The organism is Dietzia maris, from assembly GCF_036287335.1.
Taxonomy (GTDB): domain Bacteria; phylum Actinomycetota; class Actinomycetes; order Mycobacteriales; family Mycobacteriaceae; genus Dietzia; species Dietzia cinnamea.
The window spans coordinates 1,457,561-1,482,206 of the sequence record NZ_CP143053.1 but is presented as its reverse complement, the minus strand read 5'-3'; the positions used below and the strand labels follow the sequence as shown (position 1 = coordinate 1,482,206).

The window sequence follows — 24,646 nt, the reverse complement described above, 5'->3', positions numbered from 1 at the left end:
GCGCTTCCGGGTGTTATCAGATGGTGACTACAGGCGGTCGACGCCTCGTCCCCGCCCTGTTCAGTGGTCGGCCTCGCCGATCCGGTGCACGAGGATGAAGTTGGTCGACCCCTCCACCCCCGGCACGTTGCCGGCGACGATCACGATGAGGTCGTCCTCGTTGTATCCCTCGACCGGGAGCAGGAGTTCGTCGGTGACCTTCACCAGCTCCGCCGTCTCGGTGACGCGGTCGGTGAGGAAGGTCTCGGTTCCCCACGTCAGCGACAGCTGACTGCGGATGCGCGGATCGCCGGTGATGGCGATGAGTGGCAGGTGACTGTGCAGGCGGGCGAGACGCCGGACGGTGTCACCGGTGGAGGTGACCGCGACGAGCGCCTTCGCCCCGAGCCGCTCGCCGATCTCGCGCGCCGAGTACGAGATCACGCCACGCTTGGTGCGCGGGATGTGGACCAGGTCGGGTGCGGCGGTGGAATCCGACTCCACAGCCAGCGCGATCGAGGACATCGTCCGCACGGCGTCGATGGGGTACTTGCCCACGGAGGTCTCGCCGGAGAGCATGACCGCGTCCGCCCCGTCGAGTACCGCGTTGGCCACGTCGGAGGCCTCCGCCCTCGTGGGCCGGGAGTTGGTGATCATCGACTCGAGCATCTGCGTGGCCACGATGACCGGCTTGGCGTTCTCGCGGGCGATCTGGATGGCCCGCTTCTGGACCAGCGGGACCTCCTGCAGCGGCAGCTCGACGCCCAGGTCGCCGCGCGCCACCATGATGGCGTCGAACGCCAGCACGATGGACTCGAGGTTCTTGACGGCCTCGGGCTTCTCGAGCTTGGCGATGACGGGGACGTGGATGCCCACCTCGTCCATCACCTCGTGCACGAGGTCGACATCCGCGGGGGACCGCACGAAGGACAACGCGATGAAGTCGACGCCCAGAGCGAGGGCGAACCTCAGGTCGGCGATGTCCTTCTCGCTCAGTGCGGGCACGGAGACGTTCATGCCCGGAAGCGAGACGCCCTTGTTGTTGGACACGGTGCCGCCCTCGGTGACGACGCAGTGCACGTCGTCGCCCTCGACCCGCTCGACGGTCAAGCCGATGTTCCCGTCGTCCACCAGCAGGCGGTCCCCCGGGCGCGCGTCGGCCGCGAGACCCTTGTACGTGGTGGAGACGCGGTCCTTGGTGCCCTCGACGTCCGCGACGGTGATGACGACGTGGTCGCCCTCCGCCCACTCGTGCCGGCCCTCGATGAACCGGCCCAGCCTGATCTTGGGGCCCTGGAGGTCCGCGAGCACGCCGACCGCGCGTCCGGACTCGTCGGAGGCCTTGCGGACCCACTTGTAGTTGGCCTCGTGGTCGGCATGCTCTCCGTGACTGAAGTTGAGGCGGGCGACATCCATCCCCGCGTCGACCAGCTCACGGATGCCGGCCTCCGAGGCGACGGCGGGACCCAGGGTGCAGACGATCTTGGTACGACGATTCACCCGACCCAATCTAGTCCCCTCGACCGGCTGGCCGGTTAACCCGACGTCAACGGCCGGACAACGGGGGTGCGTCCGTCGGGCCGTCCCCCACCGACTCGTCCACGGGATCGCCGAGAGCGCGCAGCTCCGAGGGGGCCTCACGGCCGCGGCGGGCACGCCAGAAGTACAGCAGCGCGGCGATCATGACGACCAGCGACACGATCGTGTTGATCCGGAGGCCGAACACCTCGGTGGCGGCGTCGGCGCGCAGCAACTCGACCCAGAACCGGCCGAAGCAGTACAGCGCCACGTAGAGGGCGAAGAGCCGGCCGTGTCCGAGCCTGAACCGGCGGTCGATCAGCACCAGCGCGACCGCGACGAGGACGTTCCACAGCAGTTCGTAGAGGAACGTGGGGTGCACCGTCGCCAGCACCTGCCCGGTGGAACGCCCGATGGTCTCGGAGTAGCCGTACGCCTCGTCGTAGCGCTGGTAGATCTCCAGGGCCCACGGCACGTCTGTCTCGCGTCCGTAGAGCTCCTGGTTGAAGTAGTTCCCGAGACGGCCGATGCCCTGCGCGAGCACGACGCCCGGCGCGATCGAGTCCCCCAGTGCGCCGAGGGCCCGGATCCCCTGCTGCCGCAGTCCGATGTAGGCCCCGAGCGCACCGAACGCGACGGCACCCCAGATGCCCAGGCCGCCGTCCCAGATCTTCAGCGCGTCGACCGGGTTGCGACCCTCGCCGAAGTAGCGGTACCAGTCGGTGGCCACGTGGTAGATGCGCCCGCCGATGAGACCGAACGGGATCGCCCACAGTGCGGTGTCGAGCACGACGCCCGCCCGCCCACCACGCGCGACCCAGCGCTTCTCGCCCCACCAGACGGCGATGACGATGCCGAGGATGATCCACAACGCGTAGGCGCGCAAGGGGAACGGGCCGATCTCCCACACGCCCTGGGGAGGACTCGGGATCACGACGACACCCCGCGGCGAACACCCTCGGCCAGCTCCGCCGTCAGACGCCGGAGCGCGTCCGGCCCCTCGGTCGCCGCCGTGATGAGCGCCGAGCCGACGATGACGCCGTCGGCGTAGGAGGCGATCTCGGCGGCCTGGTCGCCGTTCCGCACACCCAGACCCACACCACAGGCCAGATCGGATATCTCGCGTACGCGCCGGGTGAGCGTGCGCGGCGCGTCCGAAACGACGTCCCGCGCGCCGGTCACCCCCATCACCGCCTGGACGTAGACGAAGCCACCCGTGCGCGACAGCGTCATCGCCAGCCGTTCCGGGGTGGACGACGGGGCCACGAGGAAGACCCGGTCGATGCCGTGCGCATCGGAGGCGGCGATCCAGTCGTCCGCCTCGTCGGGGATGAGGTCGGGAGTGATCACGCCGGTGCCGCCGGCCGCCGCGAGATCGGCGGCGAAGCGGTCGACCCCGTATTGCAGGACGGGGTTCCAGTAGGTCATCACCACGGGCACCGCGCCGGCGTCAGCGACCGCCCGGACGACCTCGAAGGTGTCCGCGACCCGGAATCCCGCCTCGAGGGCGGTGTCCGCGGCGGCCTGGATGGTGGGGCCGTCCATCATGGGGTCGGAGTAGGGGATGCCGACCTCGATGATGTCGCAGCCGCCCTCGACCATCGTCCGGACGGCCTCGATCGATCCCTCGAGGGTCGGGTACCCGGCCGGGTAGTAGCCGATGAGCGCGGCCCGGTTCTCCGCCCGGCACCGCTCGAACACGTCGCTGAGAACGCTCATCCCTCGACTCCCCCGTCCGCGTACGCACCCTCGCCGTCGTCGGCACCCCGGCTCGAATCCACCCCGGCCTCCGGCGGCTCACCACCGCCCAACAACCCGAACCACCGCGCGGCGGTGTCGACGTCCTTGTCCCCGCGGCCGGAGACGTTAACCAGGATCAGGCCGACCCCCTCGGCGGCGAGCTGGGCCGCTCCGGCGACCGCATGTGCGGACTCGATGGCCGGGATGATGCCCTCCGTACGGCACAACTGCGCGAAGGCGTCCATGGCCTGGGTGTCGGTGATCGGCCGGTATTCGGCGCGACCGATATCCGACAGCCGCGAGTGCTCCGGCCCGACGCCCGGGTAGTCCAGGCCGGCGGAGATGGAATGCGACTCGATCGTCTGACCGTCCTCGTCCTGCATGAGGTGGGCGTACGAGCCCTGGAACACGCCGGGCCGGCCGGCGTTGACGGTCGCCGCGGTACGCCCGGTCTCCACACCGTCACCGCCGGCCTCGCAGCCGACGAGGCGCACGGACTCGTCCTCGATGAACGGGTGGAACAGGCCGATCGCGTTGGAACCACCGCCGACGCAGGCGACCGCGGCGTCCGGCAGCCGTCCCGCCTGCTCGAGGATCTGCACCCGCGCCTCGGCACCGACGATCCGCTGGAAGTCGCGGACCATCGTCGGGAACGGGTGCGGCCCGGCCGCCGTGCCGAACGCGTAGTAGGTGTCGTCGGCGTGCGCGACCCAGTCGCGCATCGCCTCGTTGATCGCGTCCTTGAGCGTGGCCGAGCCGATCTCGACGGCCTCGACCTCCGCGCCCAGCAGACGCATCCGGGCGACGTTGAGCGCCTGACGACGCACGTCCACCGCGCCCATGTAGATCTTGCACTCCAACCCCAGCAACGCACACGCGGTGGCGGTGGCCACCCCGTGCTGGCCGGCGCCGGTCTCCGCGATGACGCGGTTCTTACCCATCCGCTGGGCGAGCAGCGCCTGACCGAGCACGTTGTTGATCTTGTGCGAGCCGGTGTGGTTGAGGTCCTCGCGCTTGAGGAAGACCCGGGCGCCGATCTCCTCGCCGAACCGCGTGGCCTCGTACAGAGGGGACGGCCGACCCGAATAGTGCTTCTGCAGCCGGTCCAGCTGGTCGAGGTACTCCTCGTCCGCGCGGGCCTTGGCGTAGGCGTCGGTCACCTCGTCCACGACCGCCATCAACGCCTCGGGAACGTAACGGCCCCCGAACGGCCCCCAGTGGCCGCGCTGGTCAGGCTCGTGTCCGGTGGCTGTCCGGAGCACCTCCCCCATGGTGGGCAGTGACGTCAGATCCTTGGAGTTCACGACTCCCAGTCTGCCGGAAGCCCACCACCGGGGCCTAGCGGGGCCCCTGCGGGCAGGAGGGGTGAGCACCCGCCGTGGCCAGCGCGTTGCAGGCCGCACGCGGGTCGCCCTGCGTCACCAGCCCCTCGCCGACGAGGACCGCGTCCGCACCCACGCTGGCGTACGCCAGGAGGTCGGAGGCGTCCCGGACACCCGACTCGGCGATCTTCACGACGTCGGACGGCAGGCCCGGTGCGATGCGGGAGAACACGTCCCGGTCGACCTCGAGGGTCTTGAGGTTGCGGGCGTTGACGCCGATGACGCTCGCTCCGGCCTCCAGGGCGCGGTCCGCCTCCTCCTCGGTGTGGACCTCCACCAGCGCGGTCATCCCGAGCGACTCGGTACGGTCCAGCAGCGACACCAGGGCGTCCTGCTCGAGGGCGGCCACGATGAGCAGGACCAGGTCCGCTCCGTGCGCCCGCGCCTCGTGGATCTGGTACGGCCCCACGACGAAGTCCTTGCGCAGGACCGGGATGTCGACCGCGCGCCGGACCGCGTCGAGATCGGCCAGGCTGCCGTGGAAGCGTCGCTCCTCGGTCAGGCACGAGATGATCCGCGCCCCGCCGTCCTCGTACATGCGGGCCAGCACCGCCGGATCGGGAATGTCGGCCAACGCCCCCTTGGACGGGCTCGCCCTCTTCACCTCGGCGATGACGCCCACACCCGGGTCGCGCAGCGCCTTGAGCGCATCGAGCGGGTCCGGCGCGGACAGGGCCGCCTTCTTCACCGACTCCAGGTCGATGACGGCCTCGCGGGCCGCGACGTCCTCGCGGACCCCGTCGAGAATCGAGTCCAGCACGGTACCCACCGTGACCTCCCTCAGCAGTGATCGGGGCGGAAAGTGTGATCGAGATCGACAATAGAGGTCCGGAGCCGGGTTCCCGAATCGGGTCCACCCCGTCGCGGTCAACCGGTCGGATCGCGTCCTTCGTCGAGCTCCGACCAGAGGTCACGACCGGCGTCGCCGTCCGCGTCATCCCTCGCTTCTCCGCCGGTTCCGCGGCGTACGGCGGGCGTGACGTACCGGTCGTCGCGCCGCACCGGACGCGCCGGCCGCGCGAGGACGACGATCCCCGCCGCGAGCAGCGCGGCCGCGCCGGCGCCGGTGAGCGACGGGCCCACCGGCCGGGTCGACAACTCGGTGATCCGGGACCACTCCGGGATCGACTCGGAGCCCTCGGCGCCCGGCCCCGCGTTGGTCCGGGCGACCCCCTCGTCACTCGTGATCACCGTATGGACCCGCTCGGCGTCGACGCCGCCCACCGACGAGATCAGCAACGCGACGGCCGCCACCCCGAGCAGGGCGATGACCGCTCCCACGGCGCGGGCCGCGAGCCCCCGCACCAATGCCACCGCCGCGATGGCGGCCAGGGCGCCCAGCGCGAGCGGCACAAGAGCCGGCTGCCACTCGGCGCCGGCGAGCGCGCGCCGGGCCTCACCCGACTGGTCGTTGAACGCGGCCACGTCGAGCCACACCATCCGGGAGGCGATCCACAGCAGGGCCGCGCCGACGAGCAGCAGGACGACGGGCACCAGGAGCCGGGCGCGACGGCTCACCGGGACTCCCCTGCCGGCCGCAGCGTCTCCGCGGCGGAGACGGCCCGCAGGACCGCCATCGCCTTGTTGCGACACTCGGCGTCCTCCGAGGCCGCCACCGAGTCGGCGACGATTCCGGCCCCGGCCTGGACGAACGCGGTGCCGTCCTTGATCACCGCCGAGCGGATCGCGATGGCCTGATCGGTGTTGCCCGCGAAATCCACGTAGCCGACCACGCCGCCGTACACGCCGCGGCGGGTGTCCTCGAGGTCCTCGATGATCTGCAGGGCCCGCGGCTTCGGGGAACCCGAGAGGGTGCCGGCCGGGAAGCACGCGGTCACCGCGTCGATGCCCGTCCGCCCGTCGGCCAGGCGCCCCGTCACCGTCGACACGAGGTGCATCACGTGGCTGTACCGCTCCACCTGGCGGAACTCGGTCACCTCGACCGTGCCCGGGACGCAGACGCGGCCCAGGTCGTTGCGCCCGAGGTCGACCAACATCAGATGCTCGGCGTTCTCCTTGGCGTCGTCCACCAGGTCCTTGGCGAGCAGGATGTCGTGCTCGTCGTCGTCACCCCTGGGCCTCGTCCCCGCGATGGGGTGGGTCGTGGCGACGCCGTCGACCACGGTGACCAGAGCCTCCGGGCTCGATCCCACGATCGTGAACGCCGTCCCGCCGAACCCGTCCGGCCCCGTGCCGTCCGGGATCGTCATGAGGAACATGTACGGGCTGGGGTTGGTGGTACGCAGGATGCGGTACACATCGCGCGGCGAGGCGTCGGTGTCGACCTCGAAGCGCTGGCTCAGCACCACCTGGAACGCCTCGCCCGCGTGGATCTGCTCGATGATGTCGGCGACCCGCGCGTGATAGGTGGGCTCGTCGGTGCGACGACGCACCCGCGGATCAGGTGTGTTGAACACGCTCACCCCGCCGGCGCCGGGCTCGGCGAGACGCGCCGTCATCGACTCGAGCCGCTCGACCGCGTCCGCATACGCCTCGTCCACCCGCTCGTCGCTGCCGTCCCAGTTGACGGCGTTCGCGATGAGATGGATCCGGCCCTCGTGGTGGTCGAAGGCGGCCAGATCCGTGGCCAGCAACTGGACGAGCTCCGGCACCCGTAGGTCGTCGATCGTGTCGGGGGCGATCCGCTCGAGCCTGCGGACGATGTCATACCCCAGGTAACCGACCATCCCGGACGTCAGCGGCGGCAGGCCCACGATCTGGTCGGTCCGCAGCAGCTCGAGGGTCCGTCGGAGGGCGTCCAGCGGATCACCGCCGGTCGGCGCGCCGGCGGGGACGCTGCCCCACCACGTCGCCTCGCCGGCCTCGTCGACCGTCAGCGCGGCCGCCGCGCCACAGCCGATGAACGACCACCGTGACCAGGAGCGCCCGTGTTCGGCCGACTCCAACAGGAACGTGCCCGGCCGGTCCCCCGCCAGCTTGACGTAAGCCGAGAGCGGGGTCTCGGAGTCGGCGAGGACCGTGCGCACGACCGGCACCACCCGGTGCCCCGCGGCGAGCGCGCGGAACTGCTCCAACGTGGTGGTCGCGGTGCTCATCCGAGGGCCTTGCCGCCGATGCCGAAGGAGTCGTGCGGCATGTCGTTGACATGGACCCACACCTTCGCGGGGTCCTTGCCCGAGGCCTCCGCGTACGCCGCGGTGACGGCCTCGATGACGCGGGCCTTGCCCTCCGCGGTCATCCCGTCGAGCTGGTTGATCTGGATGAACGGCACGGCGATCAGTCCTCCCCGAGAAGTGTGGCGGTGTCGAAACAACTGGTCGTGCCGTTGTGGCACGCCGCCCCGGTCTGGTCGACCCGGAGCAGGACTGTGTCCCCGTCGCAGTCGATCTCCACGCTACGGACGTGCTGCACGTGGCCCGAGGTCTCCCCCTTCACCCAGCGCTGACCCCGCGAGCGCGAGTAGTACACGCCGCGGCGGGTCGCCAGGGTCTCGGCGAGTGCGGCGTCGTCCATCCACGCCATCATGAGCACCCGACCCGAGGTGGCGTCCTGCACGACGGCCGCGATCAGGCCGTCGGCATTGCGTGAGAGCCGCTCGGCGATGGACCGGTCCAGGACGTGCGCGGTCATCGGACCGTGATCCCCTCGGCCGCGAGCGCCTTCTTGACGTCGCCGACGGTCATCTCCCCGAAGTGGAAGACGCTGGCGGCCAACACCGCGTCCGCCCCGGCGTGGACGGCGGGCGCGAAGTGCTCCACCGCGCCCGCGCCTCCCGAGGCGATGACGGGGATCGACACGGCCTCACGGACCGCCCGCACCATCGCCAGGTCGAAACCCTCCTTGGTGCCGTCGGCGTCCATCGAGTTGAGCAGGATCTCCCCCACGCCCAGCTCCTGCCCGCGCCGGGCCCACTCGACGGCGTCGATGCCGGTGCCGCGGCGGCCACCGTGCGTGGTGACCTCCCACCCCGACGGCGTCGGCTCTGAGCCCTCGGGCACGGTGCGCGCGTCGACGGAGAGCACGATGCACTGCGAACCGAAGCGCCGGCTGAGCTCACCGAGTAGCTCAGGTCGGGCGATGGCCGCGGTGTTCACGCTGACCTTGTCGGCGCCGGCCCGCAGGAGCTGGTCGACGTCCTCTTCGGCACGGACGCCGCCGCCCACGGTGAGTGGGATGAAGACCTGCTCGGCCGTGCGGCGGACCACGTCGATCATGGTGCCGCGACCCGCGCACGACGCGGTGACATCGAGGAACGTGAGCTCGTCCGCTCCCTGCGCGTCATAGGCCGCGGCGAGCTCCACGGGATCGCCGGCGTCGCGGAGATCGAGGAAGTTCACGCCCTTGACCACACGGCCGGCGTCGACGTCGAGACACGGGATGACCCTGGTGGCGAGTGTCATGGCCGGATCACCGCTCCCCGGCCAGCCACGGGCGCGGACTCTCGGGTTCCGGCGTGGACCGGCGTCGACCGGCCTCGAAGAAGTTCCCCGGCTCACCGAGCTGCCGGACCGTGTCCAACACCTCCGCGTGGGCGCGTGGGGCCGCCGCCAGCAGCGAGGGCGAGTCGATGGACCACGGTCCACCCGTGAGGTCGGTGACGACACCGCCCGCGGCACGGATGTGGGACGCGCCCGCGGCGTTGTCCCAGGCGTAGTTGCCGAAGCTCACCGCGGCGGACAGCCGCCCTGACGCGACGAACGACAGGTCGACACCGGTCGAGCCGAACTTGCGGGTCCGCGCGGCGTCGAGGGTGAGCTGTTCGAACACCTCGCGGCGGTAGGCCGGCGGGTACGTGGTCCGGGCGCCGGTATTGAGAGAGCCGAGTCCGAGTGCCACGTCGCGGATGGAGACGTCCGACATCCGCGGGGACTCGACGCCGTTCTCCATGAGCGGCCCACCGGCGATCGAGGTGAACGTCAGGCCGAGCAACGGCAGCCACGTCAGGCCGAGCACCGGCTGGCGCTCGTGGACCAACGCGACGAGGATGCCCGCCGTCGGGATGCCCAGCGAGTAGTTGGCGGTTCCGTCGATCGGGTCGACCACCCACAGCGTGCCCTCGTTCACGGGCGGGCCGCCGAACTCCTCACCGTGCACCTCGAGGCCCGTCCCCTCACGCAGCGCGTCGGAGATCCGGCGCTCCAGTTCCAGGTCCAGCTCGGTGGCGAAGTCGTTCCGTGCGCCCTTGTTCTGGACGCCGGGGGCGCCGACGCCCTCGACGAACCGGGGCGTCACCTCGTCGAGCACCCGCGTCGCCAGCGCGAGCGCCTCGGCGGGGTCGACGGGGAGATCCGTCGGCAGGGTGTTTCCGGTCTGATCTGACATCTCGGGCCTCCTGCTCGAGGTCGTGCGGGGGTGGAGCTACCGGGTGAACACGGCGCTCGACGGATTCAGCGGCCGCTGACGGCGGCGAGCGCTTCGGGAAGGGTGAACCGACCGGCGTAGAGGGCCTTGCCCACGATGGCCCCCTCCACGCCCTGCGGCACCAGCGAGGCGATGGCCTCGAGATCCGCGACGGACGAGACGCCACCGGAGGCCACCACCGGCGCGTCGGTGGCAGCGCACACCTGGGAGAGCATCTCCAGGTTGGGCCCGTTGAGCATGCCGTCCTTGGACACGTCGGTGACGACGTAGCGGGCGCACCCGTCCTTGTCGAGGCGCTCGAGGACCTCCCACAGGTTGCCGCCGTCGGAGACCCATCCCCGGCCGCGCAGCCGCGGCTCGCCGTCGATGACCCGCACGTCGAGACCCACCGCGATGCGGTCACCGTGGCGGGCGATGGCCGAGGCGCACCACTCGGGGTTCTCGAGCGCGGCGGTGCCCAGGTTGACGCGCGCGCAGCCGGTGGCGAGCGCGGCCTCGAGCGACTCGTCATCGCGGATCCCGCCGGACATCTCGACCTTGACGTCGAGCGCCCGCACGACCTCGGCGAGCAGCTCCCGGTTGGTGCCCCGTCCGAACGCGGCGTCCAGGTCCACCAGGTGTACCCACTCGGCGCCGTCGTTCTGCCACTGCATCGCCGCGTCGAGCGGTGCACCGTAGGAGGTCTCCGTCCCGGCCTCGCCCTGGACGAGGCGGACGGCCTGCCCGTCGGCGACGTCGACGGCGGGCAGGAGTTCGAGGTATCTGGCGTTGGTCACGGGCATCAGCCTAGTCCGTCGTCAGCGGGGCGCTCCGCCTGCCCGCCGAGCTCCTCGCCGTACTCGGCGCGGATCGCGCGATCGGTGATCCGGCGCGACGTCAGGCCCATCGCCGCCACCGTCGCGACGACCCCGACGAGGGCGACGACCGCGCGCCCGGCGGGCGGCAGGGGCAGCAGTGCGACCGCGAGCGCGGTGAGCGCGAGAACCAGGACGCCCGCCCCCGCCACCGCCATGGCGAGCGCGGCGAACGACACCGCGGCCGGGCCGCGGTCGCTCTCAGGCGACAGAGCGGAGCCAGTTCTCGAGGAGCTGCAGGCCGGCGTCCCCGGACTTCTCGGGGTGGAACTGGGTGGCCGACAGCGGGCCGTTCTCGACCGCGGCGATGAACCGGGTCCCGTGCTCCGCCCACGTGACGTCGGGGGCGCGCAGGTGGTCGGAGGGCTCCATCTCCCACCGCTGGACGCCGTAGGAGTGCACGAAGTAGAAGCGCTCGTCGGCGGGCATTCCGGCGAACAGCACGGTGCTCGCGGGCGCCTCGACGGTGTTCCATCCCATGTGCGGCAGGACGGGGGCGTCGAGCTTCTCCACGACACCGGGCCACTCCCCACAGCCGGGCGCGCCGGGAGAGTCCTCGTGCTCGCCGTCCGAGAACTCGGTTCCGCGCTCGAACATCACCTGCATACCCACGCAGATGCCGAGAACCGGGCGACCGCCCGCGAGACGCTCTCCGATGATGCGGGGCCCCTTGACCGCCTCGAGGCCCTTCATGCAGGCGGCGAACGCACCGACGCCGGGCACGACGAGCGCCTCGGCCTCGGTCGCCACGCGCGGGTCGGAGGTCAGCTCCACCCGGGCGCCGACACGCTCGAGAGCGCGGTGAGCCGAGCGCAGGTTGCCGGAGCCGTAGTCCAGGAGCGCTACCCGCGGGGCCGTCTTCGTCATGAGTTCACCTTATCGCCGCTGTCTTCTGAGGCCAGATCTCGTACGGGCCGCGTGCGGCGTGCTCCCACCGCCGCCGGGCCGCCCACCACGAGGACGATCCCGGCCGCGACCGTGAACAGCACGACGTAACCGAAGCCCGCGAACCCACCCATGACCACCGACCCGAGCCCGGTGCCGGCGTCGAAGGAGATGTTCCACGACGCGGACGCGGTGCCCAGCCGGGAACGCGGCATCCGCTCGAACGAGCCCACGAGGGCCTCGTTCTGGATGGCGCCGAACCCGAGGCCGAAGACCACGGTCGGGACGAGGAACCACCAGGGGTTCGCCTCCAGTGTCAACAGCCAGGCGATGCCCAGCATTCCGAGAGCTGCGACACCCAGTCCGGGCCACACCAGCGCGCCGGGGCCGCGCCGGTCCGACACGAGTCCCGCGACGGTGCGGCCGACGATGACGCCGGCGCCCAGCAGGCCGAGCCCCAGCCCGGCGACGACGGCGCCGCTGCCGGAGACGATCGAGTCGAGGGCCGGCGACAGGAACGAGGCCGCCGCGCCGTAAGGCAGCGTCACCGCGACCATCACCAGGAACGGTCCGGCGAGGAGGAACAGCACCTTCCGGGGTCCCATCCCCTCGTGGTCGGACCCCTCGGGCGGGGTCGGGAAGACGTGTGGCAGACGCACCGCGGCGACGAGTCCGACGACGCCGAAGGCCGTGGCGGCCCAGGCCACCGTCGGCAGCCCGAACAGGTCGAGCAGCCACAGCCCGACCGGCAGGAAGAGCGCCTCGGAGATGCCCACGGCGAGGCCGATCAGCGAGGTCGCGCGTCCCAGCATTCCCGGCGGTGCCAGTTCGGCGACGAGCGCGGAACCGGCGACCGTCATCATGCCGAAGCCGGCGCCGCGCACTCCGCTGATGGCCAGCACCGCGAACGACCCGTCGAAGACCGCCAGCAGGCCCGAGGGCAAGCCCAGCAGGGCGCTGCCGATCCCGAGCACCCACCGGTACCCGATGATCCCCGTGAGCCGGGGGGTGGCCAGCTGGAACAGGACCGTCACCGTCATGAACACGCCGGTGGTGGCCCCGGCGACGAGTTCGCTGCCGCCGCCGCGGACGACCGCGAGCGGGACGACCGGCAGGAGCAGCGAGAAACCGCCGAACGCGAGCAGGACCAGAACGAAGGCCGCGGGGACGCCGGGGGTGCGGGCCAGGCGTGCGAACGCCCCCGAGTTCTCTACCCCCGCGTTCACGCCGGCATCACAGCGCGCCCTTGGTCGACGGGATCCCCGTGATGCGCGGGTCGGGCTCGACGGCGGCGCGCAGCGCGCGGGCCACGGCCTTGTACTCCGCCTCGGTGATGTGGTGCGGGTCGCGTCCGTAGTGCACGCGGACGTGGAGGGCGATGCGGGCGTTGTAGGCCAGGGTCTCGAACACATGCCGGTTGAGGACCGTGCCGTATGGCGCACTGTCGTGGCCCACGATGAGGTAACCGAGCATCATGTCCGGCTCACCGGTATGCACGCAGTAGGGACGGCCGGAGACGTCGACGACGGCCTCCGCGAGCGTCTCGTCCATGGGGATCGAACACTGTCCGAAACGTCGGATCCCGCGCTTGTCCCCCAGTGCCTGACCGAACGCCTGGCCCAGGACGATCGCCGTGTCCTCGACGGTGTGGTGAGCCTCGATCTCGATGTCGCTCGTGGCGCGGACCGTGAGGTCGAAGGCGCCGTGCTGCCCGAAGGCGGTGAGCATGTGGTCGAAGAACGGCACCCCGGTCGAGATGTCGGTCTGACCGGTGCCGTCGAGGTCGATCTCCACGACGATCGACGACTCCTTGGTCGTCCTCTCGACGCGTGCCCGCCGCGCGTTGTGCTCGCTCATCGTCTCTCCTCGGTTCCGGTGGCGATCTCATCGGCCGCCAGGTCGGCGCTCACCTGCAGCAGCCGGTCGTTCTCGTGCTCGAGCCCGATGGTCGCACGAAGCCGACCCGGGATGCCCACGTCACGGATCAGCACTCCGGCGTCGAGGTAGCGCTGCCACGCGCGGCCGGCGTCCGCGAACGGGCCGTAGAGCACGAAGTTGGCCTCGCTGGGCAGCACCTCGTAGCCCTGCTCCTCGAGTCCGGCGGTGACGCGCTTGCGCTCCTCCGCGAGGAGCGCGACCGAGGCCAGCGTCTCGTCCGCGTGACGCAGGGCGGCGCGGGCGGCGGCCTGCGCGATCATCGACAGGTGGTACGGCAGTCGCACGAGCAGTACCGCCTCGACGAAGGACGGATCGGCCGCGAAGTAGCCGAGGCGACCGCCGGCGAACGCGAAGGCCTTGCTCATCGTGCGCGACACGACCAGTTTCGCCGGATACTCGGCCAGCAGGGTGCAGGCGCTCGGCGACGGGGAGAACTCCGCGTACGCCTCGTCCACCACCACGATGCCGGGTGCCGCGTCGAGCAGTCGACGCAGGTCGTCGAGGTCCACGACGTGACCGGTGGGGTTGTTGGGGGTGGTGACGAACAGCAGGTCCGGCCGCTGGCGGTCGATCGCCGCCAACGCGGCGTCGACGTCGATCGACAGATCCTCGCCCCGCGGCACGGAGATCCACTCGGTATCGGTGCCGGACGCGAGGATGGGGTGCATCGAGTAGCTGGGCACGAACCCCATGGCCGACCGCCCGGGACCACCGAACGCCTGCAGCAGCTGTTGAAGGATCTCGTTGGAGCCGTTGGCGGCCCACACCATGTCGACGTCCACGGCGACACCGGTCTGACGGGTGAGGTACGCGGCCAGGTCGGTGCGCAGTCCGACGGCGTCGCGGTCGGGGTAGCGGTTGAGGTCCGTCGCGGCGGCGGACACGGCTGCGGCGATGTCGGCGACCAGCGCGGGGCCGGGCGGGTGCGGGTTCTCGTTGGTGTTGAGCTGGACGGGGACCTCGAGCTGGGGCGCGCCGTACGCGCTCTGGCCACGGAGGTTGTCCCGGAGCGGCAGGGCGTCGAGGCCGACACCGGGGCGGGGGCCGGCGGTCATCGCTCGTCCCGCCCCGCGGCGAGGTCCTCGAAGCGGGCGCGCACGGCCTCGCCGTGGGCGGGCAGCCGCTCGGCGTCGGCCAGCGCCACGACCGTGGGGGCGATCTCCTTGAGGGCGGCCTGGTCGTAGTCGACGACGTGGATGCCGCGGAGGAAGGTCTGCACGCTCAGGCCCGACGAGTGGCGGGCGCTGCCGGAGGTGGGCAGAACGTGGTTGGACCCGGCGGCGTAGTCGCCGAGCGGGACCGGCGAATAGGCGCCGACGAAGACGGCGCCGGCGTTGCGGACGCGCGCGGCGTCGGCGGCGGAGTCGCGGGTCTGCACCTCGAGGTGCTCGGCGGCGTACGCGTCGACCACCTTGAGGCCGGCGTCGATGTCGTCGACCAGGACGATGCCCGACTGCGGCCCCTCGAGTGCCTCGCGCACGCGCTCGGAGTTGAGGGTGACGTCGTACCGGGCCTCGATCTCGCGGTCGACCGCATCGGCGAGCAACTCCGAGTCCGTGACGAGGACGCTGGCGGCGTTCGGGTCGTGCTCGGCCTGGCTGATGAGGTCGTAGGCGACGTGCACCGGGTCGGCGGTCTCGTCGGCGAGGACGGCGATCTCGGTGGGGCCGGCCTCGGAGTCGATGCCCACGACGCTGCGGCACAGCCGCTTGGCGGCGGTGACGTAGACGTTGCCGGGGCCGGTGACCATGTCGACGGGCTCGAGGGCCTCGCCATCGGTGTCCTCCCCTCCGTAGGCGAGGAGCGCGACGGCCTGCGCGCCGCCGACGGCCCAGACCTCGTCCACTCCCAGGAGTGAACACGCGGCGAGGATGGTCGGGTGCGGCCATCCGCCGAAGTCGGCCTGCGGCGGTGAGGACACGACGAGGGATCCGACGCCGGCGACCTGGGCCGGGACGACGTTCATGATGACGCTGGAGGGGTAGACGGCCTTGCCTCCCGGGACGTAGAGCCCCACCCGCTCGACGGGCACCCACTTCCCGGTGACGAACCCGCCCGGGGCGACCTCGGTGACGCTGTCGCTGCGCCGTTGCGCCGAGTGGACGATGCGCGCGCGCCTGATGGCCTCGGCCAGTGCGGCCCGGATGTCAGGGTCGAGTTCCTCGGCCGCGCGGGCGATGACGTCGGCGGGCACGCGCACCGAGGCCGGCCGCACCGAGTCGAATTTCTCGCCGTGGTCGAGTGCTGCCCCGGCTCCGTGCTCGCGGACCGCCTCGACCACCGGACGGACGGTGTCGACGACGGAGTCGACGTCGGCGGCGCCGCGCGGGAGCGTACGCCTCAGCTCGGCCGTGCCGAGAGAGCGACCGCGCAGGTCGATGCGGGAGAGCATGGTGTGGCCTTTCCTCGGGAGCACCGTGGCCGCGGGCCGGATCGGCGCCCGTGTCGCGAGCACACGATGGGCCATGACCCGCGCGGCCACCCGAATAGTCTAGTGCCGCCGACGGCGCCCGCGACTCGGGCCACCTGCCCGGGTGACCGCCGGGCGGGTCGTGCGACCCACGCACACGCCGCGCACGGATTGTCAGCCGGCGCTCATCCTTCCGCGGCCCCCGCTTTCTATGCTCGTCGGCATGCGGAAACTCCTGTGGGTGGTCGGTGCCCTCGCCGTCGTCCTCGTCGTCGTCCTCGCCGCACCGTTCGTCTACAAGGCCGCTCGCGGCGGCGATGACACCGCGCCGACGGTGATCGATGTCGAGGCCGCCGACGCCGCGGCGACCGACCTCGACGGCACCTGGGTCGTCGTGCCCGGCGAACCGCCGAACGGCACCGTCGCCGGGTACACGGTCGACGAGATGCTCCGCGGCGAGCCGGTGACGGTCGTCGGCACGACGAACAAGGTGAGCGGCGAGGCCGTGATCGCGGAGGGCGTGCTCGAGACGGGCCGTTTCGAGGTGGACATGGGCGGCCTATCCACCGACATCGGCGCGCGCGACGAGATGGCCCGCTCGGCCGACATCCTCGACGTGGCCGGGCATCCCGTTTCGACCCTCGAGGTGGCCGATCCCGTCGACCTGGGCGCCGTGCCCGACGACGGCACCACCGCGACCGTGCCGATGCAGGTCAACCTCACCGTCAAGGGCACCACCGTCCGGACGCCCGTCGAGGTGACGGTGCTCCGGTCGGGCGATCGGATCATCGCCTCCGGCTCGATTCCGGTGACGTGGACCGACCTGGGGGTGGAACCGCCCAGCCTGGGATTCGTCACCGTCGCGCCGGACGGCACCGTCGACTTCCGGGTGGCCCTGGAGAAGCGGTGACCGTCGCCCGGAAGGGCGGGAACGGCGCGGTTCACCTCCTCGAACGGAGGGGGTGCTGTTAACATTGGCCGATGCAGCCGTGGACGACCCCGCGCCGCTCGGCGGTGTTCGCCTTCGTCCTGCTCGTGGCCACGGCCTTCGGGCGTCTCGGTAGCTCCAGGAGTCCGGCGTCTCGCTGCACTGGCCCGTCGCGGGCGTGATCGCCCTGTGGGCGCTCGTCCTGCGCGACCGCGCGGAGTAGATGGTCGTGGGTCGGAGCGAGGGCCCCCGCGAGCGGACCCGCACCCGGGTGGAGTGGAAGAACCGGCTCGAGCGCGCGCTCGAGGCCGACGATCTGCTCCTGTATCTGCAGCCCATCATCGACGTCCCGACGCGGCGGGTCGTCGGCGCGGTGGCGTTAGTCCGGCTCGATGACGACGGCGTGGTGGTCCCGCCGTCCGAATTCGTCCGGGTGGCCGAGCGGGCTGGGATGGCCACCCGCCTCGATCACTGGGTGGTGCGGGCGGCGGTCGCGATGGCCGCGCGGCTGCGCCGGATCGAGCCCGACTTCTCGATGTGGATCAACGTCTCGGCCCAGTCGGTCTCCAGCGAGGAACTGGGGACCGCCCTGCTCGCCAACCTGGCGGACCACGGAGTTCCGCCGAGCGCGGTCGTTCTGGAACTGACCGAGACCTCGCCCGTGAACGACGTCTCCGCGGCGCGATCTTTGGCGCAGCGACTGCGCGCAGCCGGAGTCCGCCTGGCACTGGACGACTTCGGCACCGGGTTCGCCTCGTTGCTGTACCTACGGCACCTGCTGTTCGACTTCGTCAAGATCGACGGGGAGTTCGTCGCCGAACTGGACACGTCCGATACCGACTGCACGATCGTGCGTTCCATCGTCGACCTCGCCACCGAGCTGGGCATGCAGACGGTGGCCGAACACGTCGGCTCGCCCGGGGTGCTCGACGTGGTCAGCCGGGAGGGGATCGCTCTCGCTCAGGGCTTCGGGATCGGCCGACCATGCACCGAGGACAAGTTCGTCACCCGCCACCTGACTGCCTCGAGCAAGGAAAGATGAGTCGGGAATACTCAACGCATGGGCTCCGTTGGAAGAGGTGCGATCCCGGAAAGACCGGGCGCTCCCCGATCAGTCCTGAAGGAGACCTGCGATGGCCACCAGCAACCGCTTTGATCCGTTCCGTGAGCTCGACCGCCTCCTGGGCGAGGGGCTGCGCAGCGCGACCGCCTCGACCTCCCTGCCGATGGACCTCTACCGCGAGGGTGACCGCTTCATCGGCCTCATCGACATGCCCGGCGTCGATCCGGCGAGCATCGACATCGACGTGGAGGACCGCACGCTGACCGTGCGGGCCGAGCGTCGCTCCCCGATCGACGGCGACGGTCAGTGGCTCATGCACGAGCGCCAGTCGGGCGCGTTCGCCCGCCAACTCGCCCTGGGCAAGGGCCTGGCCACCGACAAGATCGAGGCCGACTACACCGACGGTGTCCTCCGGCTGGTGATCCCGGTGGCCGAGGAGGCGCAGCCGCGCAAGATCGCCGTCTCGCACGGCACCCAGCGCACCGAGCAGGCCGAGATCGTCGAGGGCTCGTCCGACCTCGGGAGCTGACCTCCCGCCTCGCACCGACGCACGGTGTCGACTCATCCCACCGCCCCGTCCTCTCACGAGGTCGGGGCGGTGGCGTGTATCCGGGTCACCTGACTCAGCAGTCGATCTCCCCCACCACGACGAGCACGTCGGTCGCCCTCGACAGACCCACGTAGATGCGTTCGCGGAGGCGGTCGATGCCCTCATACCCGTTGCACACCAGCACGACCGCCCGCCGCTCGAGTCCCTTGAAGCCCAGGACGTGGCCGTAGAAGATGTCGTCCCCGCTCCAGAATGTCTCCCAGTAAGCGTCGTTGCCGTCCTCCTGCAGCTCCACCTGCATCGGGTGGCGTGAGCCGATCGTCAGCAGGGCGACGTCCCCGGGCTCCCAGCCCTCGTCGAGCAGCCGCATGGCCTCGTCGTCTCCCACCGCGATCGGGTCGGCTCCCTCCGGGACGTCGACGTACCGCACCGCGGGGCCGGACCCTCCCCGCAGCTCCATGCGGTGCCCGACGAGCGGGAGGAACGCGCTGGCGATCTGCCGGGTGTTGCGGAGGTTGTGGTCCAGCACGAGGGGCACGAGGTCCACGGGCGGTCGACCCGCCCGCTGGAAGACGCTCTGCCCGACGTCACCGACGATCATGAGGCGACCGTTCTCCCGGTCACGCAGAGCCCCGATCACGGGCTGCCACCAGCTGTCGGCGAAGTCCTGGGCCTCGTCCACGATCACGGCGTCGAAACGCCGGCCGTCGGGCAGCCCGTCGGCCAGCTCGGACATCAACCGCGGGAGCTCCTCCTCCCACCACCGCACCGACTCGGCGGACCGGATGCGCTCGTCGGGCCCCGCCGGGGCGCCCCATTCCACACCGAGGGCGTGGAACTCCCCGACGTAGGCGGGCCGTTCGCGCCGCTTCCATCCGTTGGTGACGCGCCTGAGGTAGCTGGCCAGGCCGTGGGAATAGCAGATCAATGCCACCCGCTGCCCGTCTCGCGACAGCCGGCGGGCCTGCTCGAGAGCGAGGTAGGTCTTGCCGCTCCCGGCGCCACCGCGGATCTCGACGCGCGGGAGGGCGTCGACCGCGCGCAGCAGCACCGACTGCTCGCGGGTGAGCGCGTCGGCGATGTCGGCGTTCTCCGCGGCACGCGCCACCACGTCGCGCTGCGGCAGGCCGCGGCCGCCGAGAATCTCGGCCAGCCTGTCGACCGTGTCCGCGGCGAGGAACGGGCGGTCGGCCGGTCCGGACTCCCGCGCGACCCGGTGCGCGACCGACGCGAGTTGATCGAGCTGGTCCCGGTCCACGATCCGGTCGCGGCTGATCTGCGGCAGCGCGAAGTCGTCGGGGATCGAGGCGTTGGGGAAGACGAGCAGGTGGGTCCACCGCTGGTGCTGTCGCGGCCAGCGTGGGTCCTCGCTGACGTACCCACGTAGAGCGTACAGCGCCTCGCGGCACTGCGTCACCGGGTCGATCGTGAACTGCTTCCCGCCACTGCCCTGCACCCAGCGTCCGTCCTCGACGGCGATCTGCCCGGACTTGATCTCGATGGCCACGATCCCGGCACCGGGCATCGCGACGAGGGCGTCGACCTCGTGCTCCTTCTCCGCCGTCGACACCCGCTGCCCCACCACCACGAGGCAGTCGTCGGCCAGCTGGTCCCGGAGCAGGTCGACGACCCTGCCCTCGGAGGGATGGCCGTAGACGGGGTGAGCGGGTATGACACGGGGCATGTGAGAACAGTTACCGCACCCGCCCCGCCGGCGGGTGGGGTACGCGCCGGACGGTCACGTCCTCCGGGTGGCCCTGACGACGACATCGTGCACGGTCACCGCGGCGCCGCCGCGCCCGGCCATCTCGCGCGAGCACTCGAGCGCGGTGTCGATCCGCCACCGGTCCCGCCCGAGCACCGAGGTGATCCCGGCGGCGGTCGCACTGGCCTCGGCCGGCGGGTGGGCGCCGTGGTGGGGATGCCCCGCGGCGCCGTGGTGGCCGTGCGCTCCGCGCTCTCCGTGGTGGAGGTGCCCCACGATGAAAAGCGTGCCGCCCGGGGCCACCCAGCCCGCGAGCCGCTCGTAGAAGTCCAGCTGCGGGATCGAGGGGTGGGCGTAATGCGTCGTGACCAGGCCGAACCGGACCTCGGGCTCCCAGGCGGACAGGTCCGCCTCGAGCCACGTCACCCGGTCGGCCAGGCCGGCCGCCGCCGCACGACGCGCCGCGACCTCGAGCGCCCCGGCCGCGAGGTCGACCCCCGTGACGCGCCAGCCTCTCGAGGCCAACCACAACGCCTCGGCCCCGGCCCCGCACCCGGCCTCGAGCGCCGCCCCGGGACTCAGCCCCGCGATCTCCCGGACGAGGTGCGGATTGGGTGGGCTCGTGGCCATCGCGGACGCCCTGCTCGCCTCTCCCGCATCCCCGGCGTTCCCGGTGTCCGCCGCGCCGGACCAGACGCGGTCCCAGTACCGACGATCAAACTCGTGCGCCATCGACCGCCTCACCCGCCTGCTCGACGACATCCTCCTCCGCGACAGCGCGCTCGGCGACCGCACGCTCGAGGTCGGCCGTCACCAGCGCGGCGTTGAGGGACTGCGCGACCCGCACACCGTGGGCGGCCGCCGCCCCGACCTGCGCCATGAGGTCCGCGCAGTTGCCGGCCGCCCACACACCCGGCACCGAGGTGGCGCCGGTCTCGTCGGTGGCGATGAACATGCCCACGGGGTGATCGTCCGCCGTCACGCCGATCGCGGTGTAGGGCTCGACCCGCACGGTCATCCGACTGCCCACCACCAGCGCGTCGAGATCGATGACCTCGTCGTCGTCGACACGGACGCCGACCACGCGCCCACCGTCGGTCTCCACCCGCGAGATCCCACCCTCGACGATCGGTATTCCGAGCGCGTCCAGATGGACGCGGTCCTGCTCGTCGAGCGGCCGCCCGCCCGTGAGGAAGGTGATGTCGCGGCTCCACTGGTGGAACAGCACGGCCTGGTGCGCGGACATCGGGCCGGTCGCGATGACGCCGATCCGCTGGTCGCGGACCTCCCAGCCGTGGCAGTACGGGCAGTGCAGGACGCCGTGCCCCCACTGCTCGCGCACCCCGGGAACGTCCGGCAGCTCGTCGGTCACCCCGATCGCGAGGACGAGCGTGCGAGTGGGCAGCACCGTCCCGTCGGCCAGGATGACGTCGAACCCGTGCCCGGCCGGGCGGGTGCCCACGACCTCGCCGTCGACGACCTCGCCGTCGTACCTCTCCACCTCCGCGCGCCCACGCGCGAGGTACTCCGACGGCTCCACACCGTCCAACGCGAGGAGACCGTGGATCCCCTCGGCCGGCGCGTTGCGCGGCCGCCCCGCGTCGATGACCGTCACGCGACGTCGTGCGCGCGCCAGTGTCAGGCCGGCGCTGAGCCCGGCCGCCGCGCCGCCCACCACGACCACGTCCCGCAGGTCGTCGATCCGTGTACTCATCTGTCCGTCTCCCCCGCTCTGGGCCGGCGGTCGCGGCCCTCGTCCCTCGACGATGGCGCCCGCACCTCGCAGGCGCAACGTTCCTTGCTGAAGTGGCAAACTGGCTTCATGACCGACCCGACCTCCCAGACCCTCACCGGCGTGGGACCCCGCCTGCGGTCCCTGCGACGGCGCCGCGACATGACCCTCGCCGAGCTCGCCGACAAGACCGGCATCTCCCCCAGCACGCTGTCCCGCCTCGAGTCGGGACAGCGCCGGCCCACGCTCGAACTGCTGCTACCGCTCGCGCGGGCGCACGGCGTCACGCTGGACCACCTCGTCGACGCCCCGCCGACCGGCGACCCCCGCATCGCCCTGCGGCCCCTCACCACCGACTACGGCGCCACCGTCATCCCGTTGTCACGCCGGCCGGGCGGGATCCAGGCGTACAAGTTCGTGCTACCCCGGGGGAGGGACGACGACGAGCCGCACCTCCACGTCCACGACGGCCACGACTGGGTGTTCGTGCTGGACGGCCGACTGCGACTGGTCCTCGGCGAGCACGACCTCATCCTCACCCCGGGCGAGGCTGCCGAGTTCGACACCCGCACCCCGCACTGGTTCGGTGCCACCAGCGCCGGCCCGGTGGAGTTCCTCAGCCTGGTGGGCCGGCAGGGCGAACGAGCGCATATCCGGGCCAGCACCGCGAGGGACTGACTGGTCGTACCGTGGAGGGGGCACCGGATCGGCTCGCACCCACTCGGTGATCACCTACTCGGCGAGCACGGTCACCACCAGGGAGGAGTGCGCCATGACCACCGACGGCCCGTACGCCGACAGCCCGAAACTGCTCAGCGGCGGCAACCCGCAGATCCCCAAGGGCGAGGGCCCCGGCCCGGTCCGCGACTACATCGCGGCGATGCCGGAATGGAAACAGGCGATCGGACAGCACCTCGACGACCTGATCGTGCAGACCGTGCCGGGCGTGCACAAGGGCGTCAAGTGGAACCAACCCCTCTACGGCCACGAGGGCGCCGGGTGGTTCCTGTCGTTCCGGTGTTTCACCCACTACGTGCAGCTGCAGTTCTACCGGGGGACCTCGCTCGACCCGATGCCGCCGAAGGGATCCAAGCACCCGGAGATGCGGTACTTCGACATCCGCCGCGACGACAAGCTGGACGACGAGCTGCTGCGCTCGTGGATCGAGCAGGCCAGTCGGTTACCCGGCCAGGACCTCTGACGGCGGGGCCGCGGGCGCCGGCGCGGGGATGGGCGGCGCCCCACTGTGCGCCGGGCCACCCCCCGTGCCACAATGAACGGTGTTCAGGTCGCCCTGCGGCCGCAGCATCACCAAGGAGTGTCATGAGCATGTCGATCGACACGGCCCCGGCCCGCAGCGCGACCCGGGACCTCGCCCAGATCGCGGTGTTCGCCGCCCTCATCGTGGTGCTCGGGCTGCCCGGCCAGATCAGCATCGGCTCGGCGGGCGTGCCCATCACCCTGCAGACCCTCGGCGTGATGCTGGCCGGGTCTCTGCTCGGCTGGCGCAAGGGCGCCCTGTCGGTGCTCGCGGTGATGGTCATCGGCCTGGCACTGCCGGTGCTCGCGGGCGGCCGCACCACCCTGACCTCGCTGGCCGGTCCCACGGCGGGCTTCCTCATCGGCTGGATCCCGGCGGTGATCGTCATCGGCCTGCTCACGGCGTGGGTCCTGCCGCGCTACCGCGTGCTGCCGGGGTTACTCATCAACATCGTCGGCGGCATCGGGGTGATCTACGCGGTGGGCGTGGCCGGGATGCTCATCCGCACCGAGCTCACCGTCACGGGCGCGATCGCCGCCAACACGGTCTTCCTGCCCGGCGACCTGCTCAAGGCGGTGGTCACCGCGATCGTGGCGGCACAGGTGCACCGCGCGCGTCCCGGGCTGATCGCCCCGCTGCGCGGGCAGCGTTCCACAGCCGCGTGACCAGCCTGAACGCCCCCGACCCGCGCGGCGCCGAGATCCGCTTCGACGGAGTCGGTCACGCCTACGGTGACCGGCCCGTCCTCGCGGACGTCGACCTCACCCTCACCGAGCGCCGCATCGGCATCGTCGGCGTCAACGGCGGCGGCAAGTCCACGCTGGCGCGCATGATCAACGGGCTGGTCGTCCCCACGTCGGGCACCGTGACGGTCGACGGCCTGGACACCCGCCGCAAGGGCGCGCAGGTCCGTCGCCGGGTGGGCTTCTGCTTCACCGACCCGGACACCCAGATCGTCATGCCCACCGTGGCGGAGGACGTGGACTTCTCCCTACGGCGCTCCGGGATGGGCAAGGAGGAACGACGACGACGAGTCGCCCGGGTGCTCGAGACGTTCGGCCTCGCCGGGCATGCCGGTCATCCGTGCCATCTCCTGTCCGGGGGGCAGAAGCAGTTGCTCGCGCTGGCGGCCGTGCTGGTGATCGAACCCTCGGTCATCGTGGCCGACGAGCCCACGACCCTCCTCGACCTACGTAACCGCCAGTTGGTGGCGGAGACGTTCGCCGCTCTCGAACAGCAGCTGGTCGTGGTCACGCACGACCTGGACCTGGTCGCCGATTTCGATCGCGTGCTGGTGGTCGACGGCGGCCGCGTGGTGATCGACGACTCCCCCGGGCCCGCGCTGGCCGGCTACCGGCGGATCGCGTTGGAGCGCTGAC

Annotated in this window: 28 protein-coding genes; 7 read left to right on the top strand and 21 right to left on the bottom strand. The window is 71.5% G+C overall.

What is annotated here, in order from left to right; all coding sequences use genetic code 11:
• Positions 1–60: 60 nt before the first annotated feature.
• From pyk to hisD, 18 genes are all read right to left on the bottom strand, one after another.
• Positions 61–1,479 carry a pyruvate kinase gene (gene pyk, locus VYL96_RS06765; RefSeq protein ID WP_007632833.1) on the bottom strand — a complete coding sequence of 473 codons (1,419 nt, stop codon included), beginning with the start codon at positions 1,477–1,479 and terminating at the stop codon, positions 61–63.
• 46 nt (positions 1,480–1,525) lie between these two features.
• Entirely contained in the window at positions 1,526–2,431 is a 906-nt protein-coding gene (gene lgt / locus VYL96_RS06760; RefSeq protein WP_061228785.1) for a prolipoprotein diacylglyceryl transferase, read from the bottom strand.
• A complete protein-coding gene (gene trpA, locus VYL96_RS06755) occupies positions 2,428–3,216 on the bottom strand; it encodes a tryptophan synthase subunit alpha (protein WP_063973181.1) in 789 nt (262 codons plus the stop codon). Before trpA ends, lgt begins: the two co-directional genes overlap by 4 nt.
• A complete protein-coding gene (gene trpB / locus VYL96_RS06750) occupies positions 3,213–4,508 on the bottom strand; it encodes a tryptophan synthase subunit beta (protein ID WP_061228809.1) in 1,296 nt (431 codons plus the stop codon). Before trpB ends, trpA begins: the two co-directional genes overlap by 4 nt.
• A 67-nt stretch (positions 4,509–4,575) precedes the next feature.
• Positions 4,576–5,388 (bottom strand): indole-3-glycerol phosphate synthase TrpC, encoded by an 813-nt coding sequence (gene trpC / locus VYL96_RS06745; RefSeq protein ID WP_007632826.1) that lies wholly within the window; start codon positions 5,386–5,388, stop codon positions 4,576–4,578.
• Positions 5,389–5,486: 98 nt separating this feature from the next.
• On the bottom strand, positions 5,487–6,137 hold the full coding sequence (locus VYL96_RS06740) for a TIGR02234 family membrane protein (RefSeq protein WP_243699606.1): 651 nt from the start codon (positions 6,135–6,137) through the stop codon (positions 5,487–5,489).
• A complete protein-coding gene (locus VYL96_RS06735; protein ID WP_061228789.1) occupies positions 6,134–7,675 on the bottom strand; it encodes an anthranilate synthase component I in 1,542 nt (513 codons plus the stop codon). The genes VYL96_RS06740 and VYL96_RS06735 overlap by 4 nt, the downstream gene beginning before the upstream one ends.
• Complete coding sequence (locus VYL96_RS06730) at positions 7,672–7,851, bottom strand: tautomerase family protein (RefSeq protein WP_007632015.1); 180 nt, start codon at positions 7,849–7,851, stop codon at positions 7,672–7,674. Before VYL96_RS06730 ends, VYL96_RS06735 begins: the two co-directional genes overlap by 4 nt.
• 5 nt (positions 7,852–7,856) lie before the next feature.
• Entirely contained in the window at positions 7,857–8,210 is a 354-nt protein-coding gene (hisI, locus tag VYL96_RS06725; protein ID WP_007632014.1) for a phosphoribosyl-AMP cyclohydrolase, read from the bottom strand.
• Positions 8,207–8,980 carry an imidazole glycerol phosphate synthase subunit HisF gene (gene hisF / locus VYL96_RS06720; RefSeq protein WP_131885210.1) on the bottom strand — a complete coding sequence of 258 codons (774 nt, stop codon included), beginning with the start codon at positions 8,978–8,980 and terminating at the stop codon, positions 8,207–8,209. The genes hisI and hisF overlap by 4 nt, the downstream gene beginning before the upstream one ends.
• 7 nt (positions 8,981–8,987) lie before the next feature.
• Positions 8,988–9,902 carry an inositol monophosphatase family protein gene (locus VYL96_RS06715; protein WP_007632012.1) on the bottom strand — a complete coding sequence of 305 codons (915 nt, stop codon included), beginning with the start codon at positions 9,900–9,902 and terminating at the stop codon, positions 8,988–8,990.
• 65 nt (positions 9,903–9,967) lie between these two features.
• On the bottom strand, positions 9,968–10,723 hold the full coding sequence (gene priA, locus VYL96_RS06710) for a bifunctional 1-(5-phosphoribosyl)-5-((5-phosphoribosylamino)methylideneamino)imidazole-4-carboxamide isomerase/phosphoribosylanthranilate isomerase PriA (protein ID WP_007632011.1): 756 nt from the start codon (positions 10,721–10,723) through the stop codon (positions 9,968–9,970).
• On the bottom strand, positions 10,723–10,974 hold the full coding sequence (locus VYL96_RS06705) for a hypothetical protein (RefSeq protein WP_061915606.1): 252 nt from the start codon (positions 10,972–10,974) through the stop codon (positions 10,723–10,725). The genes priA and VYL96_RS06705 overlap by 1 nt, the downstream gene beginning before the upstream one ends.
• A gap of 22 nt (positions 10,975–10,996) precedes the next feature.
• Positions 10,997–11,662, bottom strand: coding sequence for an imidazole glycerol phosphate synthase subunit HisH (hisH, locus tag VYL96_RS06700; RefSeq protein WP_061915603.1), 666 nt, complete (start codon positions 11,660–11,662; stop codon positions 10,997–10,999).
• Positions 11,659–12,906 carry an MFS transporter gene (locus VYL96_RS06695; RefSeq protein WP_131885211.1) on the bottom strand — a complete coding sequence of 416 codons (1,248 nt, stop codon included), beginning with the start codon at positions 12,904–12,906 and terminating at the stop codon, positions 11,659–11,661. The genes hisH and VYL96_RS06695 overlap by 4 nt, the downstream gene beginning before the upstream one ends.
• Before the next feature lie 7 nt (positions 12,907–12,913).
• A complete protein-coding gene (gene hisB, locus VYL96_RS06690) occupies positions 12,914–13,537 on the bottom strand; it encodes an imidazoleglycerol-phosphate dehydratase HisB (protein WP_131885212.1) in 624 nt (207 codons plus the stop codon).
• Positions 13,534–14,673 (bottom strand): histidinol-phosphate transaminase, encoded by a 1,140-nt coding sequence (locus tag VYL96_RS06685; RefSeq protein WP_131885213.1) that lies wholly within the window; start codon positions 14,671–14,673, stop codon positions 13,534–13,536. Before VYL96_RS06685 ends, hisB begins: the two co-directional genes overlap by 4 nt.
• Positions 14,670–16,010 (bottom strand): histidinol dehydrogenase, encoded by a 1,341-nt coding sequence (gene hisD, locus VYL96_RS06680; protein WP_131885214.1) that lies wholly within the window; start codon positions 16,008–16,010, stop codon positions 14,670–14,672. The genes VYL96_RS06685 and hisD overlap by 4 nt, the downstream gene beginning before the upstream one ends.
• A gap of 241 nt (positions 16,011–16,251) precedes the next feature.
• On the opposite strand from hisD, the gene VYL96_RS06675 reads away from it, so the two are divergent.
• The 3 genes from VYL96_RS06675 (at position 16,252) to VYL96_RS06665 (ending at position 18,548) form a co-directional block, all read left to right on the top strand.
• Positions 16,252–16,938 carry a YceI family protein gene (locus tag VYL96_RS06675; RefSeq protein WP_063935166.1) on the top strand — a complete coding sequence of 229 codons (687 nt, stop codon included), beginning with the start codon at positions 16,252–16,254 and terminating at the stop codon, positions 16,936–16,938.
• Positions 16,939–17,185: 247 nt separating this feature from the next.
• On the top strand, positions 17,186–17,998 hold the full coding sequence (locus VYL96_RS06670; protein ID WP_165928439.1) for an EAL domain-containing protein: 813 nt from the start codon (positions 17,186–17,188) through the stop codon (positions 17,996–17,998).
• A 91-nt stretch (positions 17,999–18,089) separates the two neighbouring features.
• Positions 18,090–18,548, top strand: a complete 459-nt coding sequence (locus tag VYL96_RS06665; RefSeq protein ID WP_007631991.1) for an Hsp20/alpha crystallin family protein — start codon at positions 18,090–18,092, stop codon at positions 18,546–18,548.
• A 94-nt stretch (positions 18,549–18,642) separates the two neighbouring features.
• On the opposite strand, the gene VYL96_RS06660 is transcribed toward VYL96_RS06665, so the two are convergent.
• The 3 genes from VYL96_RS06660 to VYL96_RS06650 form a co-directional block, all read right to left on the bottom strand.
• Entirely contained in the window at positions 18,643–20,253 is a 1,611-nt protein-coding gene (locus VYL96_RS06660) for an NERD domain-containing protein (RefSeq protein ID WP_131885216.1), read from the bottom strand.
• Positions 20,254–20,307: 54 nt separating this feature from the next.
• On the bottom strand, positions 20,308–20,904 hold the full coding sequence (locus tag VYL96_RS06655) for an SAM-dependent methyltransferase (RefSeq protein WP_329439679.1): 597 nt from the start codon (positions 20,902–20,904) through the stop codon (positions 20,308–20,310).
• An 85-nt stretch (positions 20,905–20,989) separates the two neighbouring features.
• Entirely contained in the window at positions 20,990–21,988 is a 999-nt protein-coding gene (locus VYL96_RS06650) for an NAD(P)/FAD-dependent oxidoreductase (protein WP_131885217.1), read from the bottom strand.
• A gap of 108 nt (positions 21,989–22,096) precedes the next feature.
• On the opposite strand from VYL96_RS06650, the gene VYL96_RS06645 reads away from it, so the two are divergent.
• From VYL96_RS06645 to VYL96_RS06630, 4 genes are all read left to right on the top strand, one after another.
• Positions 22,097–22,684: a type II toxin-antitoxin system RelB family anti-toxin gene (locus tag VYL96_RS06645; protein WP_131885218.1), complete on the top strand. Its 588-nt coding sequence runs from the start codon at positions 22,097–22,099 to the stop codon at positions 22,682–22,684.
• 94 nt (positions 22,685–22,778) lie between these two features.
• Positions 22,779–23,207: a DUF1801 domain-containing protein gene (locus VYL96_RS06640; protein ID WP_131885219.1), complete on the top strand. Its 429-nt coding sequence runs from the start codon at positions 22,779–22,781 to the stop codon at positions 23,205–23,207.
• Between the two features lie 122 nt (positions 23,208–23,329).
• Positions 23,330–23,932, top strand: a complete 603-nt coding sequence (locus VYL96_RS06635; RefSeq protein ID WP_131885220.1) for a biotin transporter BioY — start codon at positions 23,330–23,332, stop codon at positions 23,930–23,932.
• Positions 23,929–24,645, top strand: coding sequence for an energy-coupling factor ABC transporter ATP-binding protein (locus VYL96_RS06630; RefSeq protein WP_207913536.1), 717 nt, complete (start codon positions 23,929–23,931; stop codon positions 24,643–24,645). The genes VYL96_RS06635 and VYL96_RS06630 overlap by 4 nt, the downstream gene beginning before the upstream one ends.
• Position 24,646: the final 1 nt, after the last annotated feature.

Coding starts and splice junctions, on each gene's coding strand:
- VYL96_RS06665 (WP_007631991.1), top strand. CDS start 18,090: ATGGCCACCAGCAACCGCTTTGATCCGTTCCGTGAGCTCGACCGCCTC.
- hisF (WP_131885210.1), bottom strand. CDS start 8,980: ATGACACTCGCCACCAGGGTCATCCCGTGTCTCGACGTCGACGCCGGC.
- VYL96_RS06685 (WP_131885213.1), bottom strand. CDS start 14,673: ATGACCGCCGGCCCCCGCCCCGGTGTCGGCCTCGACGCCCTGCCGCTC.
- VYL96_RS06645 (WP_131885218.1), top strand. CDS start 22,097: ATGACCGACCCGACCTCCCAGACCCTCACCGGCGTGGGACCCCGCCTG.
- priA (WP_007632011.1), bottom strand. CDS start 10,723: ATGCCCGTGACCAACGCCAGATACCTCGAACTCCTGCCCGCCGTCGAC.
- VYL96_RS06635 (WP_131885220.1), top strand. CDS start 23,330: ATGAGCATGTCGATCGACACGGCCCCGGCCCGCAGCGCGACCCGGGAC.
- VYL96_RS06640 (WP_131885219.1), top strand. CDS start 22,779: ATGACCACCGACGGCCCGTACGCCGACAGCCCGAAACTGCTCAGCGGC.
- hisB (WP_131885212.1), bottom strand. CDS start 13,537: ATGAGCGAGCACAACGCGCGGCGGGCACGCGTCGAGAGGACGACCAAG.
- trpB (WP_061228809.1), bottom strand. CDS start 4,508: ATGGGGGAGGTGCTCCGGACAGCCACCGGACACGAGCCTGACCAGCGC.
- VYL96_RS06735 (WP_061228789.1), bottom strand. CDS start 7,675: ATGAGCACCGCGACCACCACGTTGGAGCAGTTCCGCGCGCTCGCCGCG.
- hisD (WP_131885214.1), bottom strand. CDS start 16,010: ATGCTCTCCCGCATCGACCTGCGCGGTCGCTCTCTCGGCACGGCCGAG.
- VYL96_RS06675 (WP_063935166.1), top strand. CDS start 16,252: ATGCGGAAACTCCTGTGGGTGGTCGGTGCCCTCGCCGTCGTCCTCGTC.
- hisI (WP_007632014.1), bottom strand. CDS start 8,210: ATGACCGCGCACGTCCTGGACCGGTCCATCGCCGAGCGGCTCTCACGC.
- hisH (WP_061915603.1), bottom strand. CDS start 11,662: ATGACGAAGACGGCCCCGCGGGTAGCGCTCCTGGACTACGGCTCCGGC.
- trpA (WP_063973181.1), bottom strand. CDS start 3,216: ATGAGCGTTCTCAGCGACGTGTTCGAGCGGTGCCGGGCGGAGAACCGG.
- VYL96_RS06660 (WP_131885216.1), bottom strand. CDS start 20,253: ATGCCCCGTGTCATACCCGCTCACCCCGTCTACGGCCATCCCTCCGAG.
- VYL96_RS06650 (WP_131885217.1), bottom strand. CDS start 21,988: ATGAGTACACGGATCGACGACCTGCGGGACGTGGTCGTGGTGGGCGGC.
- VYL96_RS06715 (WP_007632012.1), bottom strand. CDS start 9,902: ATGTCAGATCAGACCGGAAACACCCTGCCGACGGATCTCCCCGTCGAC.
- VYL96_RS06655 (WP_329439679.1), bottom strand. CDS start 20,904: ATGGCCACGAGCCCACCCAATCCGCACCTCGTCCGGGAGATCGCGGGG.